Here is a 16421-nt window from a genome sequence, read left to right on the forward strand (position 1 = left end):
TCGTACCATTGCCTGATTTTTTAATATATCTACTGTCATGATCACCCGAAGTTTTATGGGTCGCTAAATTATTATTTATCGAACGTACGATTGGATTTACGCAAAGAAGGTGATAGACAAAATATGATATAGTTTCGGCCGGTCCCTGCGGGGGGCCGGTTTTAATTTAAGAAAGAGAGGAAAAAAGATGGAGAAAATATTTAATACAATCAGTTTTGTTTTTGGGGTTATCGGTGGATTTATTGCTAAATGGCTAGGGGGCTGGGATGCATTGTTAATCACAATTGTAGCGTTGGCAGTCCTCGATTACGTTACCGGGGTAATCAAAGGCGTTTACCAAAAGCAGCTATCATCCGAGATCGGATATAAGGGGCTGCTGAAAAAGATCGTTATGTTCATAGTGATCGCGGTCGCGTTTATCATACAGCGACTTATAAGTGATGTGATCCCTCTGCGAGAGGTTGTGATCATGTTTTACGTATGCAATGAGGCATTAAGCTTGCTTGAAAATGCGGCCGAATTTGTGCCGATACCCGATAAATTAAAAAATACGTTGTTGCAGCTTCGAGACAAGAACAACAAGGAGGATAATGATAATGAGTAAATTTGGTATTGATGTCAGTGACAACCAGGGCAAGATCAACTGGCCGGAGGCAGCCGCGGGCGGTGTACAGTTTGCGATCCTTCGGACGACCCGGGGATCTGGCAAGACGGACTATCAGTTTGAGGCCAACTATGCCGGGTGCCAGGCTGCCAAGATCAAAAGGGGAGGATACAAGTATAGCTATGCGACATCTGTCCAGGCGGCCATCAAGGAGGCCAGGCAGGTGATTGCGCTCTTGGCTGGCAGACCAATGGAGTTGCCTATCTGGTTTGACATGGAGAACACGTGTCAGCGAGGGCTGCCAGCAGTTGTTTTGGCAGACATAGCCAACGAATTTATGAATGAGATCTGGGTGTCGGGGTACCGGACCGGCGTCTATTGCAATCTGGATTGGTATCGAAATGTGCTACCTATCAGCCAGATCCATGCAGATGACTGGTGGATCGCCCGGTACGGGGCCAACAACGGAAGAGCCGAAGAGCGGTTTAAACCCAGTATCACAGACATGTCCGGATGGCAGTATACAAGCCGCGGTCGAGTACCGGGGATCAGCGGCAATGTGGACTGCAACATCCTATACCGGGATTACGCCGGCACCGGATCTGGCAGCACAGACATGGTGATCCCGTCGCACGGACTTAAGTACAGTGATACCGTTGAGAGTTTCCAGTTTTCCGCCAATTGCGACGGATACCGGGACGCCTCCGGGAAGCCGTTGGAGGTGGACGGACTCAAGGGCGGTAAAACAGATTATGTCGCTGGGAAGATCGTGCTCAAGGCCGGGGCATATTCCGGCGGTTGGTATACGGTCGGGACCGAGGGCGTATTGGTCAATTGGCTGCAGATCAGACTTAACGAGCTGATCGGAGACCGAATCATCGCCTTGATTGGGCACCTGCTGACCGAGGATGGCCGATTTGGCAACGACACCCGCCTGATTGTAGGATTGTGGCAGGAGCTGCACGGACTTAAGGTGGACTATATCTGCGGTCCGGCCACGATTACGAGCCTGTTATAAGCACATAAATCCCCGGCTTAAATAGCCGGGGAAAGTTTGTGCAATTCGTCAATTGATTAAAAAGAACATATGTTCTATAATATATTTATTCAATCGCAAAAATAAAGGTCAATATTTGTTGATAACTGCCAATTTATGGTATATCATTTAAACAAATATTTATTTGCGGAGGGATAATAATGAAACTTGTAGGGGTCACAGCTTACGGTATCAATGTTAGAAACGAGGATAGTCGAAATCTAGAATTGCACGATATTTATGGTAAGGTCTTAATTGATTATTTTTACGATGTAGCAAGTGCGTTAGTTGATGAATACAAAAAGAACACGTCTTTGGAAAATGTATTTGCACATAATATTGTTATGAAGGAAACTATATTTAATACAGCTGAACAGCCTATTTATGATATCTTATATCTTAGGGTGAAAACAGGGGAGTATGGTGAAGAATCTGAAATAGTTAATAGTAATACAGGAAAAACCACACATACTAAAAGTCCAACCGAAGCAGATGTATTACCTTTCGGATGTTGCATAATGGTTCCCTGTGGTGAATATTCAGAAGGTATTATTTTGATTCAATCATTAGGCAGAAATGGCATTACTAGCATAATTAAGCAAAAATTAAATGAATACATCAGAATAATAGATAGTCAACTGCGTATAGTGATGAATCCTGTTGTGCCTCGGCAATATATGGAAAGGTTGCTTACCCAAGGGGTGTTAAAATCAATACGTCTTATCAGATTCAATATTCCAGATGATGATGCAGATAGATTTGGTTTAGATAGGAACACTAAAAAATCATCACAAGAAATTGTTATAAAAAAGCCAATAGGGTTTATAAAGAATAAGTACGAAAATATTATGGAGTGCATGCGTGGTGAAAGAGATTTTGATAAGATTATTGAGATTGAGGATTTTGAAATAGATGACCTGAAGATGGAGTTTGGATTTGGCAAAAGGGTAAAAACTATAAGTATGAAAGGTTTGGATAAGATTGTTATAAATGAGGATGTAACAAGCGAAGTTGATACGGAAAATGGTATTCCCGTTTTTAACAGCTTATGTAGAGTTATGAAAGAAATTGGAGAGGATTATTTGCAAGCACGTGGATTGATAGAATAGAGGCTAAGAGATGGTAAAGAATGCGATAAAATTTTTAATAACCCCATGCGGTTTATTAGTTTTAGCAATAATCATGTTACTAATGGGACACGTGGTTTTCAAAAAGAGATTCCTGAATTGTAAGGCAATCATAAGAAAACATTTTGAGTGTTTTAAAAAAAAGGATGGCAAGTATTCTTTTACATCTATATTTTTATATTTTGGAGTTCCGTGCATTATTGCACTGGCACTAGTCCAGATACGCCCTTTAGACGAAACGGTTATAAACATTTTAACAATTATCATCTCTATATTGACTTCTATGCTATTTACTATGCTTACTTTAATACTGGACATGAGAAAAAGAATAAAACAGGATAAAACTTATAATGCTAATGATGCAAGTATTTCGACAAAATTATTAAAGGAAACATATTATTCTGTAATGTTTGAAATCTTGGTTAGTATTGTGATTTTGTTCATGTGCTTTATTGAATTATTTTCTCAACAGTTTGCTAATATAAGTAGTTGTATGATATATTATTTGACATTTGTATTATTGATGAATCTTTTTATGGTATTAAAGAGGATATTTAATGTAATAGATAACGATATAAATGTGCAAGACAAATAAGAAATCGTGCAAAATTATATGACAAGTTACCGTAGAACCTCAAGTATGTTGCAATATGAGATATTCCCTCCCCGGTCATCGTGATATGATACCCCCAAAGTAGATTTTGGTTATTTACCTTATCTGCTTTGGTGGTATCATATCATCAAAGGCCAGGGAAATCATAAAACAGTTTTTCCACTTCCACCCTCATTTTGGGTGTGACGTGACCATATGTTTGCAACATAGCAGTCGACCCCCACCCGAGCCGGTCGACAATAGCAGTATCTGATATCCCGGACTCGAGCAGAATCGTTGTGTGAGTGTGCCGTAAAGTATGAAATGATCGAGGCTTTACTCCGGCCTTTTCACATACATTCCGAAACTCGGCTGACATGTTATGCGGATCTCGATTAGATCCATCAGGCATTGAAAATATATACTCTGATTTCGATAATTCTTTCAACTTGTACAAATGATCGATTAATTTGCTATCGACAAAAATTGTACGCTCGGAATATTTTGTTTTTGGTTTTTTCAATATAACACCTCCGTTTAAATCTGGTGCTTGAGTCCTGCCTATATAAATCGCACGTTTTTCAAAATTGATGTCTGTCCATTTCAGGGCAAATATTTCCCCTTTTCGCATTCCCGTTTTTAGCGCTATTATAATAGCATCTCTAATCCAATCTTTTGTTTCTGCTAGCAGTATTTTTTCTATTTCGTCGGCGCAGAACGGTTCGTGTTCTGCGGATGTGGGCTTTGGAAAGACAACCGATTCAACAGGATTTTCTGGCAAATAATAATATTTACATCCGAATGCAAATATCATGCGTAAAATTTTCCTATACACCCAAAGGGTATTAGGAGTGTAATTTTTTTCAATCAGTTCTATAACCATATCTTGCAGCATGAATACTGTGATTTTTTTCGCATTGATGGGGAATTTTTCTTTTAAATATCGCACTTTGCTCCTGTAATTAAGAGCGCTTCCGGCGGTTATTTCCAATGAATGATTTCTAAACCAATGGTCTACCAAATCTGGAAAATAAACATTCTTTTTTACAAATTTAACGCAAATCATAAGCAACCTCGTTGAAAAAAAATAGTGATATTCAGATTTTAGGTTCCGGGCTTTCGCACTAAAAACCCGTCAAACTTGCTGACCGACGCCAGGTTCGCGCTAAACTGGGCCAAAACTTGCTAAACAATATACTAAAATCTGAATATCCACCCCGCCGGTTTCCCGGCGGACGCTCTGGGCTTGAGGACTCTTTATAGCCGCCCAGACGGCTTATTTGTCTTTTTACATTTTTGTATAGGAGTGTTAATCATTGTAAAACCAATCGCCTTGAGACAGTACATCGTACACATCTTGCAAATTCGCACTGTTTTTTTCCTCTTCTAGTCTGTTTGTGAGGTATTCCAGATCTTCTTCGCATCCTTCATAGTCCTGGGATGCAACCTTCCGGATGATTTCTTTCTCTTCCTCCATCATGTCATCCGGACCCTCGGTGGTATCAACCTCCTGCAGTAATTCCAATACGTTTTCCATTGTGATTTCCTTTTCATTGTATAATTTTTTCATCTTCGTTTCCTCCTTCATTTGATAGTTCAATTATACATGATATTTCATGTAATTTCCATCGACATAATGCATGAAATATCATGTAAAAAGTTGTGCAAAATGAATTAAAAATCGTGTAATTGACAATGAATGAAAAATCATGTACAATAAATAATAGGAAAGGGGTGAAGGATTTGTTGAAATATAAAATTGATGTCTTGGAATCGCTAAAAGAGGCTGGATATACGACTACCCGGCTAAGACGGGAAAAACTGTTGAACGAAAGTGCGATACAGTATTTGCGTGAAGGGAAGCCAGTCGGCCCGGTTCCTCTTAATCAGATATGCAAGTTACTGGATATGCAGCCAGGGAACATTTTAAAATATGTTGAGTAAAATACATGATAAAACATGTAAAAGTATATTGACAATACATGGAATATAATGTATACTTATATTAAGTTAAGAGATTAACTTAATAGCCGGAGGCAAGCCGGGGAAAGGAGGAACAATGACGGAGGCTATGACAAGACTGGAACTGCTTACATTGCTCTACTCTATACAAGCTCTAATGGAGACCGGCAATACGGATAAAGCGAAAGAGATCATCGAAAAGGTGATCAAAGAGGCGGAAAGCAACGAAAAATAAAAGAGCCAAAGGCTCTAAAGGGTAAACAAGGGAGGGCGGGCTTGCCACCGCTCCCCCGTTTTTATTATCATAGCATAAATTTCAGGGCCCGAAAAGGTCCTTTTTTAATTCCGCCACCAGTTGATCCAGCCCGATCCCATACACCCGGCACAGCTGCACCACGTCCCCGATCCGCGGCTCCCGGCGTCCGGTTTCCCAATTCCCCAGGCATTGTCTTGAGACATGGATCTGATCGGCGGCTTCCCGCTGCGTTAGGCCGGCAGCATGCCGGTATTCGGCCAGTTTTTTCCCAATGTTCATATGCTCGCCCCCTAATTGCTACATTATGAAGCTTTTTTGGTGCGATTGCAAGCTAAATAATAATTCAGAACATATGTTCTTGGATAATTGGAAAAAATTACCAGCACAGAAGGCGCTGGCAATGTCTATAATATAATTACAAATAATCCCTGATTTATTATAGCAAAACAACAGAATCGGAGGATAGCGTTGTCCTTAAAATGTCTCTTCCTGACCGCTAAAATCGGATACCCTATGAGACACAAAATATGGTAGCATGTATTTAGATGATAAAGGATGCGCATACTTTATATCTTGATACTTGGAGTGCGCACGAGATGGTAAACAGATTAGCTACGATACGATCAGCTAAAGGATGGTCGCAAAATCAATTAGCATTATACAGTCGGGTGAGTAGATCGACTATAAATGCGATTGAAAATGGGAATCATCTAAACACATCCGTGCAAACCGCACTCAAACTGGCGCGTGCCCTGCGCGTACCAGTTGAAGATATCTTCCAATTATAATATGGCTTGCCGGGCCAGAAGGGATGGGAGTATGAAAAAACACAAGAAAATCATAATGCCTTATTTGGTAAAAATTACAGAAGAGCAGGTGATTATATCTGAATCAATGCTATTGTATGCAACGATTGATGAAGTGCGTCAAATACGCCAGATATGTGATAGAGTCATAAAAAGAAAAAGAGATTTGAGTGATACATAAATAGTTGGGGGCTGTTAAGCGCAGCCCCTTTTATCTTTATGTAATAGTCCATTAAGATTTTTTTCAACCTCATTTGCTATCTCTGGATGCTCTCCTAAAAAAGTAATCCCATTATCCCGGCCCTGGCCGATCACAACTTCCCCATACGAGTACCACGATCCGCTCTTTTTTATGACATTATTATCCGCTGCAATATCGATCAATTCACCGGTACGGTTGATCCCTCTCCCATACAGGATCTCAAGCTCTGTCTCTTTAAACGGCGGAGCAATTTTATTCTTCACCACTTTGATCCGGACACGGTTTCCGATCATTTCCCCGCTCTGCTTAAGTGTCTCAATCCTTCTCACGTCCAGACGGACGGAAGAATAGAATTTCAAGGCGCGCCCTCCGGTAGTGGTCTCAGATGGGCCGTATGCGATTCCAATTTTTTCCCTTAGCTGATTAATAAAAACTATGCTACAATTCGCTCGGCTTATATTTGCGGTCAGTTTCCGCAGCGCCTGGGACATCAGCCTCGCCTGCAGTCCTACGTGGGAATCCCCCATGTCACCGTCGATCTCCGCTCTGGGAACCAGTGCGGCTACTGAGTCTACGATAATAATATCAACGGCACCGGAGCGGACGAGCATGTCAGCAATCTCGAGTGCTTGCTCCCCATTATCTGGTTGAGAGACATATAAGTTATCGATATCGACTCCGATATTCTTTGCATACACAGGATCAAGGGCATGTTCAGCGTCAATAAAAGCCGCCAATCCGCCGGCCTTTTGTGCTTCTGCTATCATATGTAATGCGATAGTAGTTTTGCCGCTGGACTCCGGGCCGTATACTTCTATGATCCGCCCGCGCGGTATTCCGCCAATACCCAGAGCGATATCAAGACCGAGGGAACCCGTTGTGATTGACTCGACCGTCATGGTAGATGTTTCTCCCAGCTTCATGATCGCACCTTTTCCACAATCTTTTTCAATCTTTGCTATTGCATCCTCAATCGCTTTTAGTTTTTCTTCTACTCCCATCATCTATACCTCCATAAAAATCGAACATTTGTTTGCAAAAACATAATAACACCATACGAATGCAGAGTCAATGGAAAAATCGAACATGTGTTTGAAAAGTAATTTCGCGAGATCGTAATATCGTGTTGCATTTCGTGTTGCATCACGTGGAAAAATGACATCATTTATGGAAAGAAAATATACTTTACAGAAAAATACAAACGTCATAAATAAGCTTACAGAGCCAATGTACGTAAATATGCGGGTTTGTATGTAAGTTGTTCCACGGGTTCGAGCCCCGTTGTCTCCATTGTAAAACCCTAGTGTTTACTAGGGTTCTTTTTTTCATGTTGCATTACAAATTTTTTAATTCAAAGTAATTTTTTAATATCAATACGCTTACCTGTATATATCTAAAAAAAGCCATAGACAGGATGCTCACGAAAATAATACAAATTATTCACGGAAGCATATCCGTAATATGACTTTTGAGTAGTTATTTATTGCTTTTTACCAGAGAAACGATGGCCAGAACAGCACAAATCAGACACCAGGAAGCCCAGATAATCAGATCAGAGTAACTGCCTGCCATAGTATAGCCGCATAATGCACCAATCCCGTATAATACGATTAAAGCAATACTTCCGCCCTTTCCCCCCTTTCTGGAAGCGATGGATACGATACCGGCAGCCAGCAGCATAATGGATACAATAATTCCTGCAGATCCACTCACTTCCCCATTTGCGGACAAAGCATTGCCAAGACCCGCTGCACACGACTGGAATGATACAAAAATACACAGCACAATAGATACGATTCCCGACACGAGTTTCCATGTTTTCATTTTATTAGCTCCTGTTTCGCGCTGTTTGCCGACGGATCCCAAAGCACTTCCAGATCGGCCTTCCGATGTCCTGCCAAAGCCAGCCTGACATTCGGTCCGTCGCTCTCCCGATAAAAATCCGCGGCAGCTGTTGGCGTCAGGCCGCCGGAAATTTTCCGCTGAACGAGACGCTCCTTCAAAAGCTGTTCCTCTGTAGAAAAGAAAATAGAATAATCGCAGAACTCATCGGCAATAGAACACCATGGTTCGAACGGCAGAAGCAGCCAATTCCCATCTATCACCACGATATTGCACTCTACTTCCAGCTGATCCTCAATGACGTCGTGAAGCGTGCGGTCGTAAACCGGCCAGCGGCATTTGGACTCCTTCAGCATACACAGATGCTGTTTGAACCCATCGGTGTCATAGGTCTGGGGACAGCCTTTTACGCTTGCCATGGATACGGTCTGGTTATTTCGGAACAGTGTATGTGATAATAAATATTTGTGGGGAAAATGAAAACCATCCATGCAGAGCGCCTGAACAGGTTCAAGGCCCGGCATATTCAGGGACAGATATTCCAGAAAACTGGCAGCAGTCGACTTGCCGGCCGCAGGAGGTCCTGCCAGAAATACTACAATACGCTTCTTCTTAGTAAGATATAGCTGATCGAGAGTCTGTAGAAGTGGAAGCCAGATGAGGCGGATGTCTGAATCGGGAAAAGCAGCAGTTACCGGAAAGCCATTGATTGTAAGGGTTATCTCCATAGAGACCTCCTCCAGCCGCCGTCTGCGGCAGTATTATGCCTGAGATAAGCATTTATTTTCAGTTTAATACGTCCCGCGGATATTGTCAATTTGTCTAAAAAGAGATAATCCTCTTGACCTTGACACAATGCGAAGGTGTAAGATGATTTCAGAACCGGTTCTGAATGTTATAAAAGGAGACTGAAAACTATGTTTACCATCGGTGAATTTTCCAAGTTAAGCCGGGTATCTGCCAGAATGCTGCGGCACTATGACCGTATCGGACTGCTAAGCCCAGCCAATGTGGGTGAAGAGAACGGATACCGTTATTACGAGGCATCTCAGCTGAATACGCTGAAACAGATTGAGACCTGGAAATGCTATGGCTTTACCCTGGCGCAGATCAGTGATCTGTGCAGGCTGCTGCCGGAAGAACAACTGCACTGGCTTCATGTTCAGAGAGACCGGCTGGACGTTCAGATACGGGATTTGCAGCGGAACCTTCGCCGTATGGAAAACGAAATACGGTTCATGGAGGGAACAGAAATGCTAAGAGAATATCATGTCATCATTATGGAAAATCCGGCACAGAAGGTGTTCGGACTCAGGAGAAATATATCGATGAAAGGGCAGGAGATTCATGCGCTTATTCAGGAAATGAAAAAAGAAGCGGAACAAAGAGGGCTGAAGCAGGCGGGACCTCTCCAGATGGTTTATCTGGATGAAGAATTCAGCCATGAGAATACGGAGGTGGAGATCCAGATGCAGGTAAATTCGGATCATCCGGACGTGAAAACCATGCCCGCCTGCATCTGCGCGGCAACGACCCACACCGGGCCGCTTAAGGAGGTACAGGATGCTTACGGCGCGATCTGCCGGTGGCTTCAGGAACATCCGGAATACCGGATGGCAGGCCCTACCATTGAGCGGTATCTGAAAGACGAAAAGACGGCGCGGACCCCGGAAGAGCTGGAAACAGGAATTCTATTTCCGATTGTGAAAATCTAAGCGGCCTCCCGGATATAGGACGCCGGGCAGGACATAACGGACTGAAGCCCGGTCCCGGCCCACCCCCCGAAGCATAGAAAAACGTCGGAGGAAAGAACTGCCGTTGGGCTCCAGCAGCCAGCAATACTTTCTTCGCAGGTAACTTAATAAAACCAAAAGGTCGGCAGGTAAAAAAGATAAGGAGCGGTAAACACAGCCAACGAAAGAGCCAGTTTCCGCTTCAAAGCCTGCTCGATCGGCAGCTTGCGAAAGCTGATTTTTACATGAAATAAATAAATCAATAACGCCGCCGCGGTCACACAAACAGTGGTCCAAAGAAAGGCATAAATATTAGAAAACGGATTGTAAGTCACGGTATTCGTCATATTCCTATACCACCATTGTCCCACAGGGCTTTCGGATACCAGAAGGGAATCAATAAGCACAACGGCCAGCATCATAATAGCACCGACAATATCTGCGAGAAATCCAAAGATCCATATTTTCACAACACTTCTTTTATATATCGGTTTCCATTCCCCCATATTCAGAAATTTGATTGTCAGCAGTAATACCGCGGAATCAATGATAAAATTGGCAGGTAATATATACAGCCAGGTCAATGGGAAAAGCCACAGCATCCATACGGGAAAGATCACATTATACAATGATACCTGTCCTGGTTTTTTCATAGGTCCCTCTTTTCTTATGAGTATCCATATTTGTATTCGATTATAACAAAAAAAAGGATAAGAAGCATCCGATTTCTATCGTTTTCACTGTTTTAGTGAAAATTATCAAAACGTCAAATGATTTTCAGGAAACCTTTGAAAGAAGGCAGGAAAAATGTGCATAATGATATGGTAACTACTGCATAAGGGATATTGACACACAAGGAGGTATTTATGACAGAAAAAACTTATGGTTATGCACGGGTTTCCGCAAAGGATCAGCATGCGGACCGACAGCTGGAGGCTCTGATTCACTATGGGATTCCCAGATCAGCAATTCTGGTGGATAAACAGAGTGGAAAAGATTTTAACAGGCCCGAGTACCAGAGACTGTTAAAAAAACTTCAGGCCAAGGATGTGCTGGTGGTGAAAAGTATCGACCGATTGGGAAGGGACTATCAGGAAATCATCGAACAGTGGAGGTTTTTGACGAGAGAGAAACAGGTGGATATTGTTGTTATGGATATGCCCCTTCTGGATACCAGACAGGGTAAGGACCTGATCGGGACCCTGATCAGTGATATTGTTCTCCAGCTTCTGTCCTTCGTGGCGCAGAGCGAACGGGAAAATATCAGGCAGCGTCAGGCGGAGGGGATTGAAGTCGCGAGAAAAAGAGGGGTACGGTTTGGCAGGCCGCCGAAGGAGCTTCCGATGAATTTTGAAATGATTGCTGGCCGGTGGCGTGAAAAAGAACTGACCTCAAAACAGGCGGCGGATCTGCTGGGAATCTGCGAACGGACATTTTTCAGAAGAATTAAGATAACAGAAACGGGGGGGATTTGCGACCAGACATAAAGTACACTTTATGTCAGTGCATATTTTGCGGAATCAAAGACTGTTAGTCTAGACAATTCCATTTCAAAATGCTAAAATGTATGTAAAATTTTATTTATTTTCGAAACCTCTGATTCAGAATCATAGCAATCATGTAACTGACAAATGGTGTACTTTATGTCAGTGTGCTGCTTAGCAGTCTATATAGAAAGCAGGAGGATACAAATGAAAAAGACCAATGATGTGCAGCCCGGTCCGGGTTCTGCTTCTGAGCGCAGCGAGAGTCTGTTGGATCTTATAGCCAGGGAGGCGCACTGTGACTATCTGTCAGATCTGCATTCTTTATATCTGAAGGGACAACTGCCAGAAGAGATCAGCCAGATCACAAAGGATAGTTTCGGTGTACAGCAGTGGAATGAAGCGGTAAGTTATATAACCAGACGCTCCTTGTCATTTACCAACGTGCAGGAGGCGCAGCAGTATCTGTTCGTGAAGAATCATACAAACGGAGATTTTGGTTCCTAAATCAAAATCTCCGTATTCTATTATCTGACCGTATTTATTTCTGAATTCAATTTCATTTTTAGCGGAAAAGTAATATTCAATTTAAAAATCAAAGCAATACAGCGTCTTTAGAAAGTTCTGTTCCTCGTCTGTTTCTCTCTCCAAAAGCGCCCTATCTATTTTCTCATATATCAGCTCCAAAATTTCAGCCTGCCGCCAGGGATCTCCTCTGTACTCCCCAAAGATATAGGTCAGCATCTCATAATCCAACATCCAATAGGTACCCATTACCTGTCGGATTTTATTTCCGCGCTGTATTATAGAATTGATATAATCTTCCGATAAATCTGACTGTAATGGATTCATGTCGTGGCCATTATCCAATTTCTCACCTCCATATCTCTCCAATCATATAAAGTAACTACAAGGAATAAATAAAAGAAACTATAACGATAGTATTAAAACTTTAAAAATAGGGATAGTACAAACTACACCTATTTTTAATTATAAAGTAAAAAAATAGAATATACAATATGGAAAAGAAAGGAGCTGATTCTATGAGTGCTAAAGTTGATCTGGAAGACAGGAAAAATGTTGGTGCAAATATTCAGAGAATACGTTTGGAACATGGTTTGACCCAGGAAAAACTGGCCGAAGCGATTGGGATTAGCTCCAGTTATATGAGTTCCATAGAAACCGGAAGAAAATATCCAAGTTCAAATATACTGTATGCGATCAGAAGTTATTTTGGCGTTCCGATGAGTCAGATTATGGGAGTCGGAGACGAGGAAACAGACAATGAAAAAGAAGAGCTGAAGGAACTGGATTTTTATGACAGGCAGTTGTTGAGAATGATGAAATACTTTAGCATGGCGCAAAAGAAAATAATCTGTGAAACGATTGAATTTTTAAAAGATAAAATATAGTATCGCACGTAAGAGGCGAAAGAGACAGCCGCTTACGTGCTCATAGCGATAAGAAATAGTGGACTGCGCTGAGGACAGGCGCAGTTTTTATTTCATTTCATAGGAAAGTGCTCCTATAAAATGAAAATCCTCCGGGGGATCGCACAGCGGCGGAAAGGAAGATGCCGCTTACGCGGCCCGCCGCAGGCGGAGAGTTTCGCTTGCGAAACTCTTTTTCAAAAGAAAGCGGCTTTTATTGAATCGGACATTCAACCGGGAGATCACGCTGACCCGGGATATAACGGTGACGGTCGAGCCTTACACGGCCCTGGGCATCGAAGGTGATACCCTCCTTTTTCAACATCTGATATTGAATCTGAGGATCTCCAAAGGCAAAGCCGGTACATAGGGAACCGTCCTGAAAGATTACCCGGTGGCAGGGGAGACACAGACCATCAGGAACGTTGCGCATAGCGAAGCCGACGGCCCGGGCAGCACGGGGATTCCCGGCCAGACGGGCGATCTGACCATACGTGGCCACTTTGCCGTATGGGATGTCCTGTACAATTTGATAAATATGTTTGGTCAGTTCGGATGCCATAGCTGTTACCTCCTGAAATCAGACAGCTGTATTCTGATGTTTCTCTGCTTTTTATTATACACATTTTAAAAAGAACTACAACCGGACAGATTGTAAGTAGCCGGTGAATCGGTTATGATAAATATATGCAGTCCTTTTTGCGGGTTCAGAGAAATAAAAACGCAAAAAGTGAGTATGGAAAGGGTGAGGGGAATTGAGAGACGTACCCATGGATTATGAGGAGGAGACGGAGGAACAAAAGCAGTATAGAAGAATGACACAGACGCCTATTCACAAGCTGATCACGACATTGGCGGTTCCGACGATTATCAGTATGATGGTGACTGCCGTTTATAATATGGCGGATACGTTTTTTGTATCTCAGCTGGGTACCAGTGCGGCGGGAGCAGTCGGCATCGTGTTTTCGCTTATGGCCCTGATTCAGGCAGTGGGTTTTATGCTCGGTATCGGTTCGGGAAGCCTGATATCCAGACTGCTGGGGCAGAAGAAAAAAGAAGAGGCGGATCAGGTGGGGTCCACCGGTTTCTTTATGGCGCTGGTGTTCGGTCTAGTTGTTACGGTACTTGGATTGATCTTTCTAAAGCCGCTCATGAGGCTGCTGGGGTCTACGCCGACAATCCTGCCTTACGCCAGTGATTATGCAAAATATATTTTGCTGGGAGCGCCTGTGATGGGTGGTTCCTTCGTATTAAATAACGTTCTGCGTTCGGAGGGAAAAGCCACGTTGTCCATGGTGGGAATTTCTTTGGGCGGAATCCTGAATATCATTCTGGATCCTATTTTTATATTTGGCATGGGGCTTGGGATATCCGGAGCAGCCATTGCCACGGTTCTAAGCCAGTGTGTGAGCTTTTTCATCCTGCTGGCCTGTTTCCTTACCAAAAAAAGCACGGTGCGTCTGCACATCCGGAATATATCCCGTAAAGGGTCGACCTACGTGGATATCGTGACTACCGGGTTCGCTTCCTTTTGCCGCCAGGGTCTGGCCAGTATCGCCACGGCGGTCCTGAATATTCAGGCGGCTGCCTATGGAGATCCGGCGGTAGCGGCGATGTCTATAGTAGGGAGGATTTTCATGCTGGTTCTGGCCGCTATGATCGGATTTGGTCAGGGCTTCCAGCCGGTGGCCGGCTTTAATTACGGGGCTAAGAATTACCGGAGAGTGAAGGAAGCGTTTTTCTTCTCGCTGAAAACAGGGATTGTGCTGATGAGTATTCTGGCGGTGGTGGGATGGATAACCGCGCCGTCTCTGATGGCACTTTTTCGGAAGGAAGACGCACAGGTGATCGCGATCGGCGCGTATGCGGTCCGGGCCCAGTGCCTGGTGCTGCCTCTGTTTCCGCTGGGGGTGATCAGCAATATGACGTTCCAGGTGATCGGTAAATCCCTATGGGCTACGCTGCTTTCCGCCGCCCGGCAGGGGATCTTCTTCCTGCCGCTGATTCTGTTGCTGCCTCCGGTGATCGGGCTTTACGGCGTCCAGCTGACCCAGCCGTTGGCAGACCTGTTTACGTTTGCCGCCTGCTTTTTCTTCCTGGTTCCATTTTTCCGGGAACTAAACGCACAGGTGGAAGCGCAGGAGGGAACAGCATGAGCCAATTACCATAGGCCTGGCACTTTAGGCCGGAGAAAAACGAGTGTATTTCTTTAGTAAAATATGGTAGAATATTGTTATAATAGTGAAAAAAATAACAAAAGACACAATTCAATGACAAAAAAGAGACAGGTGAGTATATGGATGTAACAAAAGCGGCGGCAGCGACGCAGGAGGTTTCTTTAACGGAATACCTGAGAGGAAACCCGGAGCAGGGTATCCTGCTGGGGATTCTGGTAGTGCTTGTTTTTATGGTGGCTTTCCTGGCCTGGTACGCCTGCCTGGGAAAATGGCAGAAGCGAATGACTGTATTGGAGCATGAGCGCTGTATCCAGCTTTGTGAACTTAGCAATGAATGTTTTTTTCAATATGACGTGAAAAAGGACCGGCTGTGTTTTTCGGGGCATGGCGCGCAAAATCTGGGATATGAACCCAGGATCGACCGTGCGTCATCCTTATTAGAACAGACAGAATGGGATAAGTCGCCGGAGGCAGGGCTGATCCGGTATCTGACCGAGGTCAGAGAAGACAGCCAGGAACTCCAGGCCAGGCTGTTAAAGGGCGGTACCCGCTGGTTTCAGATTACGAAGAAACTGGTGGTTGACGGACGAAACCGCCCGGTCTATGTAGTTGGAAAAATTACAGACATCCAGCAGCTGATGGAGGAGAAAGAACTTTGGGCGGACAAAGCCAAAAAAGACGGTCTGACCGGGCTGTATCATCCAAATGCCAGCCGTGACCTCATTCAGAATTATCTGGATGGCAGAGGGAATAAAGGGGCATTTTTGATTATAGACATCGATCATTTTAAAGGAGTTAATGACCGGCTCGGCCACCTTGCCGGTGACCAGGTTCTAATTGGAATCACCCGAGTCCTGCAGCAGACTTTCCGAAAGGACGATATCATAGGCAGGCTGGGAGGAGATGAATTCCTGGTATTCATGGCCGGAGTGCGGGACCGGAAAATCGTGGAGAAAAAATGCCGTGTCCTGTGCAGAAAGGTTAAGGAATACACGGAACAGGAACACAAAGAAAAGATCAGCGTAAGCGTTGGCGCAGCGTGTGTTTCCTCGGGCATGCATTATGACAAAGTATACAAAGCTGCGGATAGCGCGTTATATGTAGTGAAAGAGAGGGGCAGGGACGGTTACGAGATAGTGGGATTGTGATACGGACCGTCTATAAGAATTG

22 protein-coding genes are annotated in these 16421 nt (G+C 43.7%); 13 read left to right on the forward strand and 9 right to left on the reverse strand.

The window, feature by feature from the left end:
• The first annotated feature begins 187 nt into the window (after positions 1–187).
• The 3 genes from KTH90_RS21020 (at position 188) to KTH90_RS21030 (ending at position 2749) form a co-directional block, all read left to right on the forward strand.
• Positions 188–604: a phage holin family protein gene (locus tag KTH90_RS21020; RefSeq protein ID WP_158353109.1), complete on the forward strand. Its 417-nt coding sequence runs from the start codon at positions 188–190 to the stop codon at positions 602–604.
• Complete coding sequence (locus KTH90_RS21025) at positions 597–1622, forward strand: GH25 family lysozyme (protein WP_238727436.1); 1026 nt, start codon at positions 597–599, stop codon at positions 1620–1622. The genes KTH90_RS21020 and KTH90_RS21025 overlap by 8 nt, the downstream gene beginning before the upstream one ends.
• 179 nt (positions 1623–1801) lie before the next feature.
• On the forward strand, positions 1802–2749 hold the full coding sequence (locus KTH90_RS21030; protein ID WP_158353105.1) for a hypothetical protein: 948 nt from the start codon (positions 1802–1804) through the stop codon (positions 2747–2749).
• A 758-nt stretch (positions 2750–3507) separates the two neighbouring features.
• Here KTH90_RS21030 and KTH90_RS21035 read toward each other — a convergent pair.
• Complete coding sequence (locus KTH90_RS21035; RefSeq protein ID WP_158353103.1) at positions 3508–4425, reverse strand: tyrosine-type recombinase/integrase; 918 nt, start codon at positions 4423–4425, stop codon at positions 3508–3510.
• A 243-nt stretch (positions 4426–4668) separates the two neighbouring features.
• Positions 4669–4929: a hypothetical protein gene (locus KTH90_RS21040; protein ID WP_158353102.1), complete on the reverse strand. Its 261-nt coding sequence runs from the start codon at positions 4927–4929 to the stop codon at positions 4669–4671.
• Positions 4930–5054: 125 nt separating this feature from the next.
• Between KTH90_RS21040 and KTH90_RS25365 the strand changes: the two genes are divergently transcribed.
• Both KTH90_RS25365 and KTH90_RS21050 read left to right on the forward strand, forming a co-directional pair.
• A complete protein-coding gene (locus KTH90_RS25365) occupies positions 5055–5303 on the forward strand; it encodes a helix-turn-helix domain-containing protein (RefSeq protein WP_238726076.1) in 249 nt (82 codons plus the stop codon).
• A 115-nt stretch (positions 5304–5418) separates the two neighbouring features.
• Positions 5419–5556, forward strand: a complete 138-nt coding sequence (locus KTH90_RS21050; protein ID WP_238726077.1) for a hypothetical protein — start codon at positions 5419–5421, stop codon at positions 5554–5556.
• A gap of 81 nt (positions 5557–5637) precedes the next feature.
• On the opposite strand, the gene KTH90_RS21055 is transcribed toward KTH90_RS21050, so the two are convergent.
• Entirely contained in the window at positions 5638–5856 is a 219-nt protein-coding gene (locus KTH90_RS21055; RefSeq protein WP_158353098.1) for a helix-turn-helix transcriptional regulator, read from the reverse strand.
• 317 nt (positions 5857–6173) lie between these two features.
• On the opposite strand from KTH90_RS21055, the gene KTH90_RS25530 reads away from it, so the two are divergent.
• On the forward strand, positions 6174–6365 hold the full coding sequence (locus KTH90_RS25530) for a helix-turn-helix transcriptional regulator (RefSeq protein ID WP_408626303.1): 192 nt from the start codon (positions 6174–6176) through the stop codon (positions 6363–6365).
• Between the two features lie 31 nt (positions 6366–6396).
• Positions 6397–6564, forward strand: coding sequence for a hypothetical protein (locus KTH90_RS21060; RefSeq protein ID WP_238727437.1), 168 nt, complete (start codon positions 6397–6399; stop codon positions 6562–6564).
• Positions 6565–6578: 14 nt separating this feature from the next.
• On the opposite strand, the gene recA is transcribed toward KTH90_RS21060, so the two are convergent.
• From recA to KTH90_RS21075, 3 genes are all read right to left on the reverse strand, one after another.
• Positions 6579–7586: a recombinase RecA gene (gene recA, locus KTH90_RS21065; protein ID WP_158353318.1), complete on the reverse strand. Its 1008-nt coding sequence runs from the start codon at positions 7584–7586 to the stop codon at positions 6579–6581.
• Positions 7587–8061: 475 nt separating this feature from the next.
• The gene (locus tag KTH90_RS21070) at positions 8062–8409 is read right to left on the reverse strand and encodes a hypothetical protein (RefSeq protein WP_158353096.1); all 348 of its coding nucleotides are present in this window, start codon (positions 8407–8409) and stop codon (positions 8062–8064) included.
• Complete coding sequence (locus KTH90_RS21075; protein WP_158353094.1) at positions 8406–9155, reverse strand: nucleoside/nucleotide kinase family protein; 750 nt, start codon at positions 9153–9155, stop codon at positions 8406–8408. The genes KTH90_RS21070 and KTH90_RS21075 overlap by 4 nt, the downstream gene beginning before the upstream one ends.
• 189 nt (positions 9156–9344) lie before the next feature.
• On the opposite strand from KTH90_RS21075, the gene KTH90_RS21080 reads away from it, so the two are divergent.
• Positions 9345–10142 carry a MerR family transcriptional regulator gene (locus KTH90_RS21080; RefSeq protein WP_158353092.1) on the forward strand — a complete coding sequence of 266 codons (798 nt, stop codon included), beginning with the start codon at positions 9345–9347 and terminating at the stop codon, positions 10140–10142.
• A 143-nt stretch (positions 10143–10285) separates the two neighbouring features.
• Here KTH90_RS21080 and KTH90_RS21085 read toward each other — a convergent pair whose 3' ends face one another.
• The gene (locus KTH90_RS21085; RefSeq protein WP_158353090.1) at positions 10286–10813 is read right to left on the reverse strand and encodes a hypothetical protein; all 528 of its coding nucleotides are present in this window, start codon (positions 10811–10813) and stop codon (positions 10286–10288) included.
• A gap of 213 nt (positions 10814–11026) precedes the next feature.
• Between KTH90_RS21085 and KTH90_RS21090 the strand changes: the two genes are divergently transcribed.
• Positions 11027–11647 (forward strand): recombinase family protein, encoded by a 621-nt coding sequence (locus tag KTH90_RS21090; protein ID WP_158353088.1) that lies wholly within the window; start codon positions 11027–11029, stop codon positions 11645–11647.
• 204 nt (positions 11648–11851) lie between these two features.
• Entirely contained in the window at positions 11852–12151 is a 300-nt protein-coding gene (locus KTH90_RS21095; RefSeq protein ID WP_158353084.1) for a hypothetical protein, read from the forward strand.
• 81 nt (positions 12152–12232) lie between these two features.
• On the opposite strand, the gene KTH90_RS21100 is transcribed toward KTH90_RS21095, so the two are convergent.
• On the reverse strand, positions 12233–12514 hold the full coding sequence (locus tag KTH90_RS21100; RefSeq protein ID WP_158353082.1) for a hypothetical protein: 282 nt from the start codon (positions 12512–12514) through the stop codon (positions 12233–12235).
• A 173-nt stretch (positions 12515–12687) separates the two neighbouring features.
• Here KTH90_RS21100 and KTH90_RS21105 point away from each other — a divergent pair, with 173 nt between their 5' ends.
• Positions 12688–13056, forward strand: a complete 369-nt coding sequence (locus tag KTH90_RS21105) for a helix-turn-helix domain-containing protein (RefSeq protein WP_238727438.1) — start codon at positions 12688–12690, stop codon at positions 13054–13056.
• 232 nt (positions 13057–13288) lie between these two features.
• On the opposite strand, the gene KTH90_RS21110 is transcribed toward KTH90_RS21105, so the two are convergent.
• Complete coding sequence (locus KTH90_RS21110; protein WP_158353078.1) at positions 13289–13636, reverse strand: MGMT family protein; 348 nt, start codon at positions 13634–13636, stop codon at positions 13289–13291.
• Between the two features lie 193 nt (positions 13637–13829).
• On the opposite strand from KTH90_RS21110, the gene KTH90_RS21115 reads away from it, so the two are divergent.
• Complete coding sequence (locus KTH90_RS21115; protein WP_330656144.1) at positions 13830–15230, forward strand: MATE family efflux transporter; 1401 nt, start codon at positions 13830–13832, stop codon at positions 15228–15230.
• 140 nt (positions 15231–15370) lie between these two features.
• Entirely contained in the window at positions 15371–16399 is a 1029-nt protein-coding gene (locus tag KTH90_RS21120) for a GGDEF domain-containing protein (protein WP_158353076.1), read from the forward strand.
• The last annotated feature ends 22 nt before the right edge of the window (positions 16400–16421 follow it).

Origin of the sequence: Diplocloster modestus, from assembly GCF_019042245.1 — a bacterium.
Lineage (GTDB): Bacteria > Bacillota > Clostridia > Lachnospirales > Lachnospiraceae > Diplocloster > Diplocloster modestus.

Excerpts from the sequence above, each read along its gene's own strand:
- KTH90_RS21020 (WP_158353109.1), top strand. The coding sequence starts at position 188 with ATGGAGAAAATATTTAATACAATCAGTTTTGTTTTTGGGGTTATCGGT.
- KTH90_RS21025 (WP_238727436.1), top strand. The coding sequence starts at position 597 with ATGAGTAAATTTGGTATTGATGTCAGTGACAACCAGGGCAAGATCAAC.
- KTH90_RS21030 (WP_158353105.1), top strand. The coding sequence starts at position 1,802 with ATGAAACTTGTAGGGGTCACAGCTTACGGTATCAATGTTAGAAACGAG.
- KTH90_RS21035 (WP_158353103.1), bottom strand. The coding sequence starts at position 4,425 with ATGATTTGCGTTAAATTTGTAAAAAAGAATGTTTATTTTCCAGATTTG.
- KTH90_RS21040 (WP_158353102.1), bottom strand. The coding sequence starts at position 4,929 with ATGAAAAAATTATACAATGAAAAGGAAATCACAATGGAAAACGTATTG.
- KTH90_RS25365 (WP_238726076.1), top strand. The coding sequence starts at position 5,055 with ATGAATGAAAAATCATGTACAATAAATAATAGGAAAGGGGTGAAGGAT.
- KTH90_RS21050 (WP_238726077.1), top strand. The coding sequence starts at position 5,419 with ATGACGGAGGCTATGACAAGACTGGAACTGCTTACATTGCTCTACTCT.
- KTH90_RS21055 (WP_158353098.1), bottom strand. The coding sequence starts at position 5,856 with ATGAACATTGGGAAAAAACTGGCCGAATACCGGCATGCTGCCGGCCTA.
- KTH90_RS25530 (WP_408626303.1), top strand. The coding sequence starts at position 6,174 with ATGGTAAACAGATTAGCTACGATACGATCAGCTAAAGGATGGTCGCAA.
- KTH90_RS21060 (WP_238727437.1), top strand. The coding sequence starts at position 6,397 with ATGAAAAAACACAAGAAAATCATAATGCCTTATTTGGTAAAAATTACA.
- recA (WP_158353318.1), bottom strand. The coding sequence starts at position 7,586 with ATGGGAGTAGAAGAAAAACTAAAAGCGATTGAGGATGCAATAGCAAAG.
- KTH90_RS21070 (WP_158353096.1), bottom strand. The coding sequence starts at position 8,409 with ATGAAAACATGGAAACTCGTGTCGGGAATCGTATCTATTGTGCTGTGT.
- KTH90_RS21075 (WP_158353094.1), bottom strand. The coding sequence starts at position 9,155 with ATGGAGATAACCCTTACAATCAATGGCTTTCCGGTAACTGCTGCTTTT.
- KTH90_RS21080 (WP_158353092.1), top strand. The coding sequence starts at position 9,345 with ATGTTTACCATCGGTGAATTTTCCAAGTTAAGCCGGGTATCTGCCAGA.
- KTH90_RS21085 (WP_158353090.1), bottom strand. The coding sequence starts at position 10,813 with ATGAAAAAACCAGGACAGGTATCATTGTATAATGTGATCTTTCCCGTA.
- KTH90_RS21090 (WP_158353088.1), top strand. The coding sequence starts at position 11,027 with ATGACAGAAAAAACTTATGGTTATGCACGGGTTTCCGCAAAGGATCAG.
- KTH90_RS21095 (WP_158353084.1), top strand. The coding sequence starts at position 11,852 with ATGAAAAAGACCAATGATGTGCAGCCCGGTCCGGGTTCTGCTTCTGAG.
- KTH90_RS21105 (WP_238727438.1), top strand. The coding sequence starts at position 12,688 with ATGAGTGCTAAAGTTGATCTGGAAGACAGGAAAAATGTTGGTGCAAAT.
- KTH90_RS21110 (WP_158353078.1), bottom strand. The coding sequence starts at position 13,636 with ATGGCATCCGAACTGACCAAACATATTTATCAAATTGTACAGGACATC.
- KTH90_RS21120 (WP_158353076.1), top strand. The coding sequence starts at position 15,371 with ATGGATGTAACAAAAGCGGCGGCAGCGACGCAGGAGGTTTCTTTAACG.